The 15,480-nt window shown below is 69.9% G+C and carries 10 protein-coding genes; 3 read left to right on the plus strand and 7 right to left on the minus strand.

Going from position 1 to position 15,480, the window contains the following annotated elements; genetic code table 11:
* Positions 1-3: 3 nt before the first annotated feature.
* Positions 4-3,138: an SNF2-related protein gene (locus ACFVT2_RS10940; protein ID WP_390015011.1), complete on the minus strand. Its 3,135-nt coding sequence runs from the start codon at positions 3,136-3,138 to the stop codon at positions 4-6.
* A gap of 267 nt (positions 3,139-3,405) precedes the next feature.
* Positions 3,406-4,827, minus strand: coding sequence for a serine/threonine protein kinase (locus tag ACFVT2_RS10945; protein WP_390015014.1), 1,422 nt, complete (start codon positions 4,825-4,827; stop codon positions 3,406-3,408).
* Positions 4,828-5,045: 218 nt separating this feature from the next.
* Here ACFVT2_RS10945 and ACFVT2_RS10950 point away from each other — a divergent pair, with 218 nt between their 5' ends.
* Positions 5,046-6,632, plus strand: a complete 1,587-nt coding sequence (locus tag ACFVT2_RS10950; protein WP_390015017.1) for a CBS domain-containing protein — start codon at positions 5,046-5,048, stop codon at positions 6,630-6,632.
* 497 nt (positions 6,633-7,129) lie between these two features.
* On the opposite strand, the gene ACFVT2_RS10955 is transcribed toward ACFVT2_RS10950, so the two are convergent.
* The 4 genes from ACFVT2_RS10955 to ACFVT2_RS10970 form a co-directional block, all read right to left on the minus strand.
* Complete coding sequence (locus ACFVT2_RS10955) at positions 7,130-8,416, minus strand: hypothetical protein (RefSeq protein WP_390015020.1); 1,287 nt, start codon at positions 8,414-8,416, stop codon at positions 7,130-7,132.
* Between the two features lie 372 nt (positions 8,417-8,788).
* On the minus strand, positions 8,789-9,388 hold the full coding sequence (locus ACFVT2_RS10960; protein WP_390015023.1) for a serine protease: 600 nt from the start codon (positions 9,386-9,388) through the stop codon (positions 8,789-8,791).
* 6 nt (positions 9,389-9,394) lie between these two features.
* Positions 9,395-9,712: a CU044_2847 family protein gene (locus ACFVT2_RS10965; protein ID WP_390015025.1), complete on the minus strand. Its 318-nt coding sequence runs from the start codon at positions 9,710-9,712 to the stop codon at positions 9,395-9,397.
* Between the two features lie 266 nt (positions 9,713-9,978).
* Complete coding sequence (locus ACFVT2_RS10970) at positions 9,979-10,845, minus strand: alpha/beta fold hydrolase (RefSeq protein WP_390015028.1); 867 nt, start codon at positions 10,843-10,845, stop codon at positions 9,979-9,981.
* A 63-nt stretch (positions 10,846-10,908) separates the two neighbouring features.
* Between ACFVT2_RS10970 and ACFVT2_RS10975 the strand changes: the two genes are divergently transcribed.
* Complete coding sequence (locus ACFVT2_RS10975) at positions 10,909-11,886, plus strand: transposase family protein (RefSeq protein ID WP_390015031.1); 978 nt, start codon at positions 10,909-10,911, stop codon at positions 11,884-11,886.
* A gap of 116 nt (positions 11,887-12,002) precedes the next feature.
* Here ACFVT2_RS10975 and ACFVT2_RS10980 read toward each other — a convergent pair whose 3' ends face one another.
* On the minus strand, positions 12,003-13,595 hold the full coding sequence (locus ACFVT2_RS10980; RefSeq protein ID WP_390015034.1) for a recombinase family protein: 1,593 nt from the start codon (positions 13,593-13,595) through the stop codon (positions 12,003-12,005).
* 259 nt (positions 13,596-13,854) lie between these two features.
* On the opposite strand from ACFVT2_RS10980, the gene ACFVT2_RS10985 reads away from it, so the two are divergent.
* Entirely contained in the window at positions 13,855-15,429 is a 1,575-nt protein-coding gene (locus ACFVT2_RS10985) for an FAD-dependent monooxygenase (protein ID WP_390015036.1), read from the plus strand.
* Positions 15,430-15,480 lie beyond the last annotated feature (51 nt).

Consider the following 15,480-nt stretch of genomic DNA (forward strand, 5'->3'; position numbering starts at 1 on the left):
CGGTCATGCGCTCGGCTCCAGGACCACCAGGACCCGCACCATCGGTTCACCAGTCGTGCGCAGGCGAGCCGCTGCCCCCTCCAGGTTCTCGGCGGCGCGCTCACGGGCGCCGCGTCCGCCACTGAAGCCGGGCAACGCCTGCTGGCGCCAGAGGCCGACCCGCTGCTCGTACTCACGCAGCGGTGCGTCGACGAGCTGCTCCGCGTCGGCCCGCCGGCGGTCCATCTCGCGGCGCGTGGCGGCGACGGCCGCCGGCACATGCTGCTGGAGCGCGTCCGGGTCGCCGTCCGCGAAGTGGTCCGGCATGTCAGGGCCCAGGCCGAGATCGGCCAGGAGCCGACGGGTCAGCTTCCGCACCCGGGGCTCCTCTCCGGCCCGGCCCAGCCGGTCGACGGCCAGCCAGGCCACGACCGTCGGGCGGCCGTCCGCGTTGGACCACACGCCCTGGGTGAGGAAGACCGGCTCCGGCACACGGGCGCGTTCCACCTGCACCACCGGCGCCTGCTGACGCCCCAGTTGGACCAGGACCTTGTCGGTGAGCCACTCCATGACGGGATGCAGCTCGCCGACGTAGTGGGCGTCCGGCCACAGCGACGACGAGTCGGCGTCCTCCCGGGCCCGCTTGAGGGAGTCGGCCGCGTCCTTGCGGCTGAAGGTGAGCTTCATGCGCCGGGTGATGCCGTGGTCGCGCAGATAACCGGGGGGCAGTACGTCGAGCCGGTCAGCGAGATCCTCCGGAGTGTCGAAGCTGAGGTCGGTGCCATGCACGGTGGTGTCCAGGCGGAACGACTCCAGATCCTTGAGTTCTTCCAGGCCGGCGAGGACGTAGTCACGGCGGTCCGAGAACAGGCGCAGCTCCTCGATGAAGTGGAGAGGGGGAAGGACGTCCTTGGCAGCCGGAGCCTCCCCGGGCACGGCCTGTGGCGACAAGCCAGAAACGTCCGAGGTGTCCGGGTCCTCCGAGGCGTCCAGGCCGTCGTCAAAGTCGAAGCCCGCCTCCTCCTCGTAGTCCGTGTCGAAGTCGAACCCGGCGCCGTCGTACGGGTCGCCGCTCGCGCCGAATTCGGCGTTCAGCTGCTGCGCGAGCGGCAGGTCCGTCGGAGCTCCGTCCCCGGACAACGGAACGGCCTCCAGATCATCCACGGCCTGCTGCGGGGCCTCGCCCTTGAGCAATGCCTCCATGACGCGCTTCTCCTCCAGCGCGCCGTCGTTCTCCTTCGTCGCCGCCTCCACCGCGCCCAGGACCGCGTGCACCCTCTCCTCGCGGGCGAGGACCTTCTCGGCGATATCCGTGTCGTCCAGTGCGCCCTCGACGGCCGATTCCAGGATCATCGCGCGGAACTCGGGCGGCTCGGTCTGGCCGTAACGGTCGATGCGGCCATTGCGCTGCTCCACGCGGATCAGGCTCCAGGGCAGGTCCCAGTGGATCAGGTGGTGGCACTGGCGGTGCAGGTTGACGCCCTCGGAGGCACCGTCGCCGGTGAGCAGCAGCCGTACGTCACTGCCCGCGCGGGCGAACTCGTCGACGTACTCCATCTGCACGCGGTCCGAGACCCCGCTGCTGTGCAGGACCTTGACGACGGCCTTGGCATCGTCCTCGTCCTGCCAGCCGAGCAGCGGGGGAAGCGCCTTCCCCAGCCAGTCGAGGGTCTCGCGACGCTCGGAAAAGACGACGGCCCGGGTCGGGCTGCCCGCCTTGACCCCGATCCGCCGCAGCTCTTCCACCAGGCCCGCCAGCTTGGACGTGGCGGTCAGGCCGGCATCCTCGGTAGCCGCGCGGTCGATGGCGCGGGCGAACTCCATGAGGCGCAGGAGAGAGGCGGCCTCGGACGTCTGCCCGGTGACCTCTGCCGGCGGCGGATCGGCGATCGTGTGCCGTTCGGGGAGGCGGTGTCCGGTCTTGGTGAGCCGGTCGCGGACCGTGGCGAACAGGGCGCGGTGCGAGGAGAGGAAGGACTTGAGCAGGACGTAGGGGAAGAGGCGGTCCTCCGCGCCCACCGCCTGATCGGGCTGGGCCAGCCAGTGGTCTGCGAGCTCCTGGAAGACCTTCTCCTCCAGCGCGTTCGCCTGGCAGCGTACCGGCCGGGAGCCGCCACGCGGCGCCCAGCGGTCCGTCAGCTGATCCGCGACTTCCGCGCTGACCTTGGTACGGCGCACCATCAGGTGATGCAGTTCCTCGGCCTTCGGCTTCCGGGAGTCCTTGACCGCCATGGGATCGAGGAGGCGGATCAGGCCGGTGAAGGCGGGCATGTCGCCGTTGTGCGGTGTCGCGCTCGCCAGGATCAGCGCGTCCGTGCGCTCGGCGAGCAGATCCGCGAGGGCGCGGCGGTCGCTGCCCTGGTTGATGAGGTTGTGGGACTCGTCGATGACCACGGCGTCCCAGTGGAGGCCTTCCAGCCATGGACGGTAGCGCTTGGGATTCTTGAGGGTGTCCATGGAGATGATCACGCGCTTGTAGTACGTGAACGGATTGCGCCCGACCGGGATCTTCCGCTCGATCCGGGCGATACCGGAGCTGTCCAGCCGTACCAGGGGCAGGGAGAAGCGCGTCCACATCTCATGCTGGAACTGTTCGAGGACGGGAGCGGGCGTGACGACGAGGATGCGCTCGCCCCGGCCGCGCCGGATCAGCTCGCCGAGCAGCACCCCGATCTCCAGGGTCTTGCCCAGGCCCACCACATCGCCGATCAGCAGCCGCGGGCGCAGCGGGTTGGCCAGGGCCTTCGCGGCGGGCCGCAGCTGGTAGTCCATGCGGTCCAGGAGGAATCCGTCGGTCAGCGACAGACGGCGTTCCGTCTGCGGCAACGGGGTCTTGCGGAGCACGGCCTCCAGGAAAAGGCGGCTGCGCCGGAAGTGCGGAGAGCGGTCGGCGAGGAGCTGCGTGTCCTCGGGACGCAGGACACGTGGGCGGTCCATCGTCGGCACGAGGAACTGGGCCTTCTGGCCGCGCACCAGGTCGGAGGCGCCGACCACCTCAATCAGGAACTCGCCGGGCCGCACCTCGTTCGGGTTGTTGCAGACCATCCACTCCTCGTCCCGTACCTCGATCACCGTGCCGGCGGGCGGAGGTCCTCCGGGCGCCGACGTGGCCCGGTCGGCGGGGCGGGCCTCGGGGGTACCGGGCACGGCGTCGGGCATGGCGGGCGGCTCCTTACGTTGTAGGTCGTTACGGGGAGGGTGCTACGGCGGGAAGTGGCGCCGTGGAGCGGGGCCCCTGAGAAGGGTAGGGCGCCGATGGAGGTGGGCGAGACCGCTTGGCGCACGCCGGCCGGCCGGGCGGGGCCCGGGAGGCGCGGGCCCCGGAAGGGATTGAAAGGGGGCCGCGTTGTGACGTGCGTCTCACTGTACGGCCGCCACCGGACCGCGCCCCCTGGTGCGGCTACTCGCCCACTAGCCCCTCGGCCCCTAGAGGTCTCCGCGATGTGCATACGCCAGGCGCAGCTCCTCGGCGACGTGCAGCGCGGCCCGGGGAGGCGCCGCCGGGGCGAGCGGCGCCAGTTCCGCCGCTTCATGCTCTTCCGCTTCACGCGAGGGCCGGCGGCGGTGGCTGGTGGGGCTGGGGCCCTCCCCGAGCGTCGTCTGCGGGGCCGAGGCTGCGGGCGAGGGGGGAGGGACGGGGACCGGTTCGGCGGGCTGCGCCGCGGCAGGATCGACGACCGTGGGTGCGTACCCGTGGGGCGCGCCTGCCCGGTCTGCGGCGTCCTCGGCCCGCTCGATCTCGTCCGTGTCGACGATGCCGAAGAAACCGGCGGTCTCTTCCGACAGATCCGCGGCGCCGTCCCCGGCCCATGGGGCGTCCGGTGCCGCACCGACGTCAACCGCCTTCTGGGCCAGCTCCCGCACGGCCGGATCGACCTGGTCGGCCACGGCCTCGGGGGGTAGTTCCGGGGCCAGGCCGGCGGCGTCCACGAGCTCCCTGAGTTCCACTGCCGCGAGCTCAGGAGTCAGGCCGGCCTGGACGAGGACGGCCTGCAGGCCCATCTCCACGGCGTCCAGGTCCGGACGCTGGCCCGGAACGTGCACGAGTATCTGCCCGAGCAACGGCAGGAAGGACGGGTCGACACCGTTCCAGTTGGGGGGCGTGAGCAGAGGCTGTTGGGCATACGGCGCCCTCCCCGTCAAAGCGAAAAACAGCGTGGCACCGAGCGCGTACACATCGGCCGGCTCCTTGACGTGGCGGAAGTCGTGGAGCTGTTCGTACGAGGCGTACGGCCACGACCCCCATGCCTCGCCCGGTTTGGTGATGGCCTGGCTGGTGCGCCGCTCGACGAGTACCGCGAGACCGAAGTCCAGCACCACCGGCCCGTCCGGGCCGAGGACGACATTGCTCGGTTTGAGGTCCCGGTGCAGGAGCCCGGTGCCGTGGATCGCCCGCAGGGCGTCCACGAGGGCCAGGCCGAGCGCGGCACACGGCCCCACGGCCAGGGTCCCGGACTCCTCCACCATGGTGTGCAGCGACGGCCCCGCGATGTAGTCCATGGCAAACCACGGCTCCGCGGCCCCCGGGGCCGCCGCGAGCAGCGCCGGAACCCGAGCGCTGACCACCGCGCGTACGGCCTCGATCTCCCTGTCGAACCGCTCACGGGCCGACGTCTGGTCCAGCAGATCCGGCTGAATCAGCTTGACCACGGCCAGCCGTGACTCGGCGGCGTCCACACCCTCGTCGGGCTCGATCAGCCGGTATGTCGCGGCCAGTTCGTCCGTGAGGCCGTCCAGCGGAATCCTGCGGGCCAGATACGCGACGCCCATACCGCCCTCGCCAAGCCGGGCAAGAAGTTCGAACGGCCCTCGTACACGCGGGTCCTTGTCGGTGTCCAACGGCTTCATCGGCGCTCTCGTACCCCCACGCTCGTCACGGCCCTCACCCCGGTCGCACTGCCTGTCGATCAGTTTAGGGCGCTGAAGCGCGGCACCGGCCACTACCGAAAGATCAGCGTCCGCGGATTCGAAAAGGCCGTAAGTCAACCGTAGCCAGGAGCCGTTGAGCGCGCGTGCTATAGGGTCACGCCACGCAAGCAGTGACATGTTCATACGGGAGGGGCGGAATGCGGGCCTGGGTGGTTCGGGCGGGCGAGAACGGGGAGCGGGAGCAGGCGGCGCTGGAGGAAGGCATGCTGCTCGCCGGGTGGCTCGGCCTGGGAGATCTGACCGACAGTGCCACGCGTGACGACATCAAGGCGGCCGTGGCCGCCGCCTACCCCGACGAAGGCCCGTACACGGTCGGGAACTGGACCGGTCAGCTCTACCGCTTCGTCCACGAGATCCAGCCCGGGGACCTCGTCGCGCTCCCGTTGAAGTCATGGCTCGTGGCCATCGGCCGTGTGGCAGGCGGTTACGCGTACCGCTCGGAAGCCGCTGACGGACTGCGCCACGTCCGCCGGGTGGAGTGGCTCGTCAAGGACATCGACCGACAGTCGATCCACTCCGATCTGCTGGACAGCATGGGTTCCTTGCTGACCGTTTTCGAACTCAGCAGATTCGGAGCGGCGGAGCGCATCGCCGCCCTGGCCGACGGCAGGCCCGACCCGGGACGCCCCGACGCCGACGAATTCGCCGCCACCTTGACCGAGCCCGCCAAACTGTTCGAGGAAGTGCGCCGCCGTGCCTCCGACGAACCGCTCACCCTCTCCATCCGGGACTTCCTCGCCGTCTGGGGCATCCAGCGTCGGTACCCAGCAGCCGTGGAGCAGATCAACAACGACCTCGACGCGCGCGGCCTGGTCACCGTGCCCCCCTTCACGGAAGGCAGCATTGACAGCCGGATCGCCGTACTGGCGGGTGGCTCCGAGCCGGACGAGGCGGGAACGAGCGCCATGACCCGGCTCTCGGGCACCACGAGCCTGCCGGCCTCGGTCCACAGCGCGGTGCAGGCTGCCGGTCACCTGCCGGACGAGGAGTCCCAGGCACAGACCGTCGCGTACCGGGTGAGCAACCTCGATTCCGCGAACCGCATGCCCGAGTGCGTACGGGTCGGGGACAGCTTGAGGACCGCGATGACCCTCATGGTGCTGCGCGGTTACAGCCAGCTCCCCGTGCTCGACGCGGACGGGCGACTGCGTGGCGTGGTGAGCTGGGAGTCGATCGGGCGCGCCCACATGGCCGATCCCCGTGCGAGCCTCCAAGCCGCCACGGTCAGGGGCCAGGAGGCGGACCGATCGGACGACCTCCTCGACTGGATCGGGACCATCCAGCAGACCGGATACGTCCTTGTGCGCGACCACGACCACAGGGTCTGCGGCCTGGTAACCGCCTCGGACCTGACAGTGCAGTTCGGCACGCGGGTACGCCCGTTCGTTCTCGTGGAGGAGATCGAGCAGCGTCTGCGCCGCGTGGTCGACCAGCGCATACCGCTCGACCGCATCCGGGCGGTGGTGCCACGAGGGCGCGCCTCCCGGGTGAGCTCCGCCGCCAACCTGACCTTCGGGGCATACGGGCACCTGCTCCGGACTCCCGAGAACTGGTCCGCCCTGGACTGGGCCATCGACCAGCAGCACTTCCTCGCCGCGATTGAGGAGTGCCGCCAGTTCCGTAACAGCCTGATGCACTTCAGCCCCGACCCCGTCACCGACGATCAACTGCTCCCTGCGCAGGGGCTGCTCGAACTGCTGCGATCCCTGGATCCACAGAACTGACGTTGACGGGCTGCAAGCCCAGCACATCGGCCGGCTTGCAGCCCTCGGCAGATCGGACGCTCACCCGTTCGACGTCGGCCAAGGCGGCTCTCCGCTGCCGGGCCACATAACTGCCCTTGACAACCTGGCCGGCCGCCCCGTCGCCACTCCGCAGTACGGGTGGTGGGGCCGGTCGTGGCACCCCGGCCTCATCGGTGCGAATCGGTGTCTGCACGCGGCACGGCCGTCTCAGCCGCGCCCGCCGGCCGCTCCCCCCGCGCCTCCCGCTCCACCGGACGGGCCGAGCCGGCCGCCAGAACATCCCCGGTCACCTTGGCCAACGTGATTCTTGTATTTCCGCATGCCACGTGGACGCCCGTCACGACGTTGAGCCGGAAGGCGGGCTACAACCAGCCTACGGAAACGGATACACCCATACGACCGACGTCGGCATCATGGTGGGGTCAGCAGCCGGCGCCACGCGCACAGCGCTGCGATTGGGCAGCCCTTGGCCCTTGTCAGCGCCCGGCGCGCAGCGAGACCCGTACGATCTTGTCGCCATCGCGGGTGATGAAGAGACCGGATCCGTTCACGCTGGTGTGGTAGGGGACATCGACGCCCGTGCCCAGGACCTTGGTCTTGCCGGTGACGGTGCTGAGGTCGAGCTGGGCGACGACAGGTTTCGAGTCGCTGGTGGTGGGCTCTTCCTCGACCACGCCGTAGGCCGTCCCGTCGTCGCGGATGGAGCTGACCAGGATCGTCTTGCGGTTGCCATCGCCCTTGAGGCAGATGCCCTTCTTCCGCTCCAGGTCAAAGGCAAGAGGACCGGCCGCGAGGTAGCGGCCTCCGGGGGAGCTGATCAACGGGTAGCTGTGCGTCGAAGTGAGGCTGTCGGGGAGCTCCTCTCCGCACACCATGCTGGCCCGGAGTTTGCCCGTGCCAAGATCGTGCACTGACCACACTGGATCGCTCTTCTCGTCGAACGCAGCGTTGGTATGCCAGACGGCGAGGAACTGCCGGTCTGCGACGCCGCCCACGCTGCCGTTCCAGGAGTCCAGAACGCCAGCCTGCGCTGCGACCCCTGCGGGGCGGACCGCATCGCTGAACCAACGGCCCGGGATGCCGAAGCCGCCTCCGCCCATCGCCACCAGCGGTCCGTCGGGGGTCGCTGCCATGACCCGACTGCCGGAGCATGCCACCGCGCGTTCGCACTGGGGCAGGAGCTGGTTGGCGTCCTTGTAGGCAGTGATGGAGCCGGTAGCCACATCCACCGCTGCAGACGAGTGCGGGAACGCGCCTCCCTCACCCCATCCGACCAGCAGCCGACCACCACGCTCATGCACGCGCACTTCGCCCGGCGCCGCCGACACCGGCACATCGATCTCCCGCAGAGGCTTCACCGAGGAACCCGACGCATCGGCGGGATACACAGCGAGGCGTACCACCTCGGTGCCCTCGTGCAGATCGTCCTTACCGCGCATGCCGTGCGCGTACGCGACGACATAACTGTGGCCGTCCTGCTCGACGCCCGTGACATCGGGGATTTCCGCGGCCTTGCCGTCCTCGGAGCTGCCTTCTGCCCCTGCCATCGGCGCCGGCGGGTTCCACGGCTTGGAACTCCAACGAACCTGCCCGCTGTCGGCAGCCCTCACCTGCACCATGTAGCCATCAGAAGCACCTTGCATCACCACAACCGAGCCCGAATGCGGCACTACGGACACCGGGATTGTTCTGACCGATTCCGGCACCCACGAAAGAGTTTCATCCCAGCCTTTGGTCGCGTCATAGGCCGACGGCATGGTCATCTTGGCCAGTGGTTTTGCGGCGGAGGCGCCGTCCCCCGCCCCGCCAGGCTTGCCTCCGTGCCCCGAACTGCCCGCGTCCGAGCAGCCCGCCAGCAGAATCACCGCTAATGCGGCCCCGCCCATCGTCCTCGCCGTCCACATGCTCTGGCGCCCCTCCCCGTCGACACTGCAGCAGATGCTTCCGTACTGCAGGCCCCTGGCGATCAATTTGCGCCGAGGCTACCAAGCCACGACGACTCCCGAAGGCGATCGCCAACTTGGCGGCATCCCGCGATTTTCCCCCGAGCACCACACTCACCTCGCCCCTCCTGCCAGGCCCAAGCGCGCCCGAGGCGATGTCAATGCGACGCAACTTCGCTGAATCCTCTAGCCTCATTCGTTCATGGGTCCGGGTCGGCTCGTTGGTGGGGACTTGGTTCTTGTGTGATGTGGCCGTTCCGGGGCCGGGGCAGGGTGAGGGCCCGGTTGTCGCGTCGGGTGAGCGCCGGGCTTCACGAGGTAGCGGGACTCGGTATCGAGGCGTACTCGTCCGAAGGCCAGGGACTCTCCCACCGTTCCGTCGGCGGAGTTGCCGAACACGTCCCCGCCGGGGAAGCCGAACGACCACCACGCCTCGCCTACGAGAGCGTCGGTTGTCGGCCGGCGCAGCCGTGCCGCCGCCTCGTCGGAGAGGCATTCGGTCAGCACCAGTACCGCCACGTCCTGCTTGCGTCGTTCGGCGGGCGTCTCGGGCGCGATCACCTCAAGGACCTGCACACGACGGTCCATGAGGTGATCGGACTTCGGGAACGCCACCCAGAGGGCGCCGCTCTTCTCCCATGGCGGGCACGCGACGTGGGCGCACGTAATGACCCGCCGGTTGTCGACGAGGAATCCGGTCCCCAGCGGGCTCTCATCCTCCTCGGCAGCATGAACAGCGGCCACCCAGACGGCCGTGCGGGGGCGGCGGCCGGCGCCGAATCCCGGATTCACCGTGTGTCAGTCGTCCCCGCCCGGGCGCTCTTCAGGCTTCCATACCAACGTGACCTCGAAGTTCGCCTCGGTGGCCGCCTTGGCGATCAGCCAGTTCGCGGTCCCGTTGACCTTGATGCCGAACTTGACTTGGACTTCGTCGGGACCGAGTGCGGTCACCCGGTCCAGGACGGTGCGGGCGGCTTCGACCGCCGGACTCACCGCCTCGCGGACGCGGCCCGCGACTTCCTCGGCCCCTACCGGGTGAAAGCCGTCGGCAGGCTCGATCTCGAACCGGGCTACCGTCCTGTCATCAAGTTCGTACGACACCACCTGAGACGCCATGCGTGCATCCCCCTCCAACTCCGTTGGGAGCAAAGGATACTGACTGCAGAACATCGGGATGATGACCGGCCAGGAAGCTTCGGATCCGGCAGCTCGCGAGACAGCACGCTCACCAGTTCGCGCAACCCTGCCCACCTCAGCGCCGCAGGCCGCGGGTTACACCTAGTAACGCGCCGCGGCGCTTACTACTTGGAGAGCGATAGATGTGCCTCGCTGTGTAGGGCCTGGTCCTGGGTCGTCGGTAGAGACCGGCGCTTGGAGGTCGGCTACCCCGTGAGGGTGTCGGGGGCGGGCTGGCCCGGGATCTCCAGCAAGGTGGACAGGTATTCGGGGCATTCCTCGACCACGAGGTGTCCGGCCTCGGAGATCACACCCAGCTCAGCGCCGAGTGCGGCGCGGACTGCTGGACCGAGCCGTCGCGGAGGGAGGAAGACGTCGTGCTCACCGGTGAGGACCAAGCGGGGAATTGACCGTGCGGGCAGGGTGGCAGCGCCTGGCGCCCCGCTTGAGCGCGCGTTCCGGGCGACCAGCGTCATCCAGCTCACCAATTCCTGGCGGGGTGGATGGCCGGGCGCAAGCATGGCGCGCAGGAGTCGGGTGCTGCGGGTCGGCGTGGGCCGCAGGAACCAGGCAGCCGAGGCGGCCAGCACGGTGGGTGTCAGCCTCAGCTTGGTCAGTCCTCCAGGGGAGACCAGCACGAGCCGGTCAATCCGGGAACTATCGCTGGAAAGGGCGATCGCGGCACCGAAGGAGTGGCCCATCACCGCGACCGGCCCGGACGAAGTCCTCTCGATCACCTCGGTCAGCCACGCCCCGTACCAGGACAACCGGCCGCCGGAAAGACCACGTTCGCCGGAACTGAGACCGGGCTGGCCTGGGACGTCCGCCAGCAGGACCCGGTAACCGGCGGCGACCAGCGCCGTGGCCAGAGGCAGGGACGCGGCGGCGTTGAAGTTGGTGCCGGGTACGAAAACGACCGTCGTCGCGCCGACACCGGCGAGGACGACGTGGGTCGGTGCGCCCTTGGCGGTCACCGTCGTCCGCTCGTGCGGCACCGGCCATGCGGTGAGCTGGCCGAGGCACCAGCGTTGGATGAGCTCCTTGCCCGTCGTGCTGCGGTAGATCGACTCCACCCGTCGAGTATCGCGCCTCGTCCCGGCCGTGACATGAGAACGGCCGCACGGGTTGAGTGAGTTGTGACGCTTACCCGGGCCCGTGCGGCCTGCGCCCATCCTGCCCTGCCTGGGGTTCCCCGCGCACACTTCGGCGAGTTGCTCGAAGAACTCGCCCCCAAGTGGCAGGCCGCGCGAGAGTCGGCGCTGCGCGAGCGGCGTGGCGGAGACCGGAAGCGGGCCGCCGACGCGGGGCCCAAGCAGCAGCTGGTGTTCGCCGACCGGCTCCTGGCTACCCTGGTCCACCTGCGGCTGGGGCTGCCGCACACGGCGCTCGCCCATCTGTACGGGGTGGACCGCTCCACCATCTCCGCCGCGATCCGCGAGGTCCGGCCACTGCTGGCGGCCCGCGGCTTCGCCGCCCCCGACCGGCCCGGGGTACGGCTTCGCACGCTGGAGGACCTGTTCGCCTACGCCGATGCCAAGGACGTTCAGCTGCGCATCGATGGCACCGAGGTGCAGGTCCGCCGCCCCAGCACACACCGCCCCGGCCGCAAGGCGTTCGTGTCCGGCAAGAAGAGACAGAACACCATCAAGACCACCACCTTCAGCGACCCGCAGGGCTGCACCCTGTTCAGCGGCGTAGTCCGACCGGGCCGCATGCACGACGAGACCGCCGTGCGCACCGAGGGCATCGCCGAGCAGCTCCGCCTGCACCCGAAGGTCAAAACCGAGGTCGACGAGGACTACCGCGGGCTGGCCAACGACTTCCCCGGCCAGGTCAGCGCCCCGCCGAAGAAGCCGAAGGACGACGCGCCGCTGGGCGAGCACCACGCCTGGCGCGAGCGGCGACGCCGCCAGTCCTCACGGCGGATCTGCGTGGAACACACCAACGCCAAGTACAAGCAGTGGCGGCCGCTGCAGCGGTTCACCGGCCGCCGCGAGACCTATGCCGAGACCCATCTCGCGATCGCCGGACTGGTCTCCGACCGCTCCGCCCGCAGGGCCACCCGCCGCAAGCCCAGCACCGAACTGGTGCTCGCCCGGCAGGCCGTCTGCTGATCACCCACCAGCCGACCTGCCAGGCCAGCACGCCCCGACCTCAATCGCCCCCAAGGTCGTTAGCCCCGGCGGGACGTACCCCTCCGGGGCGGCGGTAGGGAGGCTTCGGAAGGAACTCAGGCGGTGGACTCTTCTGCAGCGATCTCGCTGAGCCGGGTCGCGATGGCGCGGCTCGCTCCCAGGGTGAACGAGAAGCGGGACTCATCCGGCCTGTGCCTGCCACCTTTGCGGCCAGGCTGGACGACGACGCGCGCGCTGGCGTCCAGGAGCATGCGGCGACGGCCGATCACGTCCTGCCGATGCCACTCGTCGGCGTAAGTCCTGCCTGTTCGGACCACGTGCTCCTGCGGTGGGCGAGCAGGGGTAGCCTCCAGGTCGGCCAGCCGTGCTTCAAGGGCGTCCGCCGTCGACTGCCAGATCCGGCGGCCGGTGTCCGAACGGAATCGCTCTGCCTCGGACATGTGCGCTTCGAGTTCCGCACTCACCTCGGCGAGTTCCGGTCCGGGGTCGTAGCCGGGAATCGTCTTCACTTCCACCAGCTCCCAAGAACCCACGCGTACGAGGAATTCCTTCTCCACGTACTCCTCCAGCCATTCCGCCTTGATGTTGGCCGTCGCGGAGCAGGTCCGCCCGTCGGCGAAGGGGCGGCAACCGTAGATATTGGGACGCTTTCCGCTGGCGCGTGCGCAGTAGAGGCGGCCTTCGCAGCTGTCGCAGAAGGCGACCCGGAGGAGCAGCGCGTTGGTGTCCTTCCTGGTCCGGGGTCTCGTTGCTCGCGCCTTCAGAAGTGAGCCGATGTAGTCGTACTCGTCACGGTTCAGCAGGGGCTGAGCCGTTGCCGCGATGGGATGCCCCTCTGCGTCACGGACCGGAGTGCCTTTGTGCACTTTGTAGCCGAGCAGCGTCGGCGAGGTGAGGAGTGCCTTGATGGTGGAGGCACCCCATCGGAAGCGCTCGACCTTGGTTCCGACGTCGTAGTGGCGCCCACCTGTCTTACCGCCGGTGGACCGCCCTCGCTTGAGCGCCCAGTGGTCACGGGGCGACGGAACGCCTTCCTCGTTCAAGGCCACTGCAATCGCAGAAATGGCGGTTCCGTCGACAAGTTCCCGAATGATGCGCTCGATGACCGTGACGGCTTCTGGATCAGGCGCGAGCGTGTGGCCACCGCCTCCGGGCATGGGCGCGGGTTCGTACCCGTACGGAGGCCGCGCACCGCGCCAGCGCAGAGGCATCACGCGGAGGGCCGCGGTGGCGCTGGTGACCCGCTCCTTGATGGCCTGAGCCTCCATCTGCGCCGCGAATGCCAGCAGGGTGACCAGCAGCTCCGACATGATGTCCAGCGGATTGCGGAAGTCCAGGACCAGCCGGCCGCCGGGCCCCTCGGCGAAGACAAGCATCTTACGGTGATCCCGAGCCCACTTCGCGAGCGCATGCATATCCGCCATGGAACGGACGGCGCGGTCGAGGCGCCACCACAGGATGGCGTCGTAACTGGCGGGATCGGCCAGCCATACGCCCAGCTGAGGACGCTCGAAAGGGGTGGTCTTCGAGGCGGAGACATCAAGGTCCTCTGCCTCACCGATGATCTCTGCGCCGAGGCCCCGGGCAGACTCTTCATTGGCTGCCCGCTGTCGATCTGGGGAGGTCGTCTCGTCCGTCTTGACGCTGAGGCGGATAGCCGAGAGCGCTTTCATGCCAAGTGTCACCATTTGTCTACTATCTCCCGATTACTGCTTCCCTTCGGTTCGGAGACCCGGACGGGCACCAGATCGTGGTGACAGAGGTGCCCGCCGACCATCCGTTGCGCTACCGGCCCTGACCCGGCGGGGCGGCGTGCGGCCGGGGTGTGGGCCGCTGCCGGGGTGTGGTCGCGGTGTCGGGTCTTGCCCCGGGGAGTGCGTCCGGTGCAACTCTGGCCTGCACAGCGGTAACTGGTGATGGGTGCCCGCGGTCGCTAGCGTCGCGGGCATGACCACTACGGAACACCCGCTCGGCGGGGAGCACTTCGACGTCGTCATCGCGGGCGGCGGGCCGGTCGGACTGATGCTGGCCGCGGAACTGCGTCTGCACGGCGTCGGGACCCTCGTCCTGGAGCAGGGGCGGCGCGGGCAGGGCGAACCGCGCACGCTGGAGCTGCACTCCCGGACGCTGGAGACCCTGGACCGGCGGGGCCTGCTGGCGGAGTTCACCCGCGCCCAGGAGAGCCTGCCGGGGCTGGCGGACCACCGGCGGCTGCTCGCCGACCAGGCCACCCGTGGCCACTTCGCCGGGTTGTACAAGCTCGGCCGGCACTCGGCGGAGCCGGCCGAGCAGCCGCACGGCCTGACCCTCCCCCACCACGTATTGAAGGAACTGCTCGCGCGGCGGGCCCACGGCCTCGGCGCGGTGGTCCGCTACGACCAGGAGGTGACCGGCCTGGCGCAGGACGCGGACGGCGTCACCGTCCACGTGCGGACCGCGGCCGGCGACTCCGCGGTGCGCGCCGACTTCGTGGTCGGGTGCGACGGCGGGCGCAGCGTGGTCCGCAAGGGGGCCGGGATCGACTTCCCGGGCACCGACCCGTCGCTGGTGTCCCGGATGGGGCGCGGCGCCATCGAGGTCCACGGGGGCGGGGAACTGCCGGCCGGCTGGCGGCGCACCGACGGGGGCTGGTTCATGCGGATGCCCGACGGGCGGATAGCCGTCACCGAGTGGGATGTGCCGGAGGACCTGGAGAGCCCGGCGACCGCTGACGAACTGGCCCGGAGCATCGAGCGGGTGACCGGGCAGCGGATCACCCTGACCGACGTGGATTTCGTGACCCGCTTCACCGACCGGGCCCGCCAGGCGAGCCGGTACCGCGCGGGCCGGGTGCTGCTGGCCGGGGACGCGGCGCACATCCACTTCCCGGCCGGTGGGCAGGGCGTCAACCTCGGCCTTCAGGACGCCTTCAACCTGGGGTGGAAACTGGCCGCGGAGTGCCGGGGCTGGGCGCCGGCGGGGCTGTTGGACAGCTACCAGGCGGAGCGGCATCCGGTCGCCGCGGAGGTGCTGGAGAACACCCGGGCGCAGGTGGCGCTGATGGCGCCCGGCCCGCAGGTGGACGCGTTGCGGGCGTTGTTCACCCGGCTGATGGCGATGGAGGAGGTCAACAAGCACCTCAGTGACGTCATCTACGGCACCGGCATCCGCTACGCCGCTCCCCCCGCCACCGCCGGGGGTCCCCCCGGGCCGGGCGGGCATCCGCTGGCGGGGGCGTTCGCCCGGGATCTGCCGGTGACGACGGCGGACGGGCCGGCCCGGTTGGCGGAACTGCTGCGCCCGGGGCGGCCGTTGCTGTTGGGGCTGGACGGTTCGGGTGCCGGTGGTGTCCTCAAGGCCGCGGCGGGCTGGGCCGACCGGGTCGAGGTCGTCCCGGCCACCGCCCGACGCCCTTACGCGGCGGCGCTGCTGGTGCGGCCGGACGGCTATCTCGCCTGGGCGAGCGACGGGCCGGTGGCGGAGGACGCGCTGCGGGCGGCGCTGACCGCCTGGTGCGGGCCGGAGCAGCCGGCGGTCGACTGACCGCGCCCCACCGCGGCGCGGTACGGGGCTCCACCAGGGCCCGAGTCGACC

Origin of the sequence: Streptomyces sp. NPDC058000, from assembly GCF_042886435.1 — a bacterium.
Taxonomy (GTDB): domain Bacteria; phylum Actinomycetota; class Actinomycetes; order Streptomycetales; family Streptomycetaceae; genus Streptomyces.

Excerpts from the sequence above, each read along its gene's own strand:
- ACFVT2_RS10940 (WP_390015011.1), bottom strand. The coding sequence starts at position 3,138 with ATGCCCGACGCCGTGCCCGGTACCCCCGAGGCCCGCCCCGCCGACCGG.
- ACFVT2_RS10945 (WP_390015014.1), bottom strand. The coding sequence starts at position 4,827 with ATGAAGCCGTTGGACACCGACAAGGACCCGCGTGTACGAGGGCCGTTC.
- ACFVT2_RS10950 (WP_390015017.1), top strand. The coding sequence starts at position 5,046 with ATGCGGGCCTGGGTGGTTCGGGCGGGCGAGAACGGGGAGCGGGAGCAG.
- ACFVT2_RS10955 (WP_390015020.1), bottom strand. The coding sequence starts at position 8,416 with ATGACCATGCCGTCGGCCTATGACGCGACCAAAGGCTGGGATGAAACT.
- ACFVT2_RS10965 (WP_390015025.1), bottom strand. The coding sequence starts at position 9,712 with ATGGCGTCTCAGGTGGTGTCGTACGAACTTGATGACAGGACGGTAGCC.
- ACFVT2_RS10980 (WP_390015034.1), bottom strand. The coding sequence starts at position 13,595 with ATGGTGACACTTGGCATGAAAGCGCTCTCGGCTATCCGCCTCAGCGTC.
- ACFVT2_RS10985 (WP_390015036.1), top strand. The coding sequence starts at position 13,855 with ATGACCACTACGGAACACCCGCTCGGCGGGGAGCACTTCGACGTCGTC.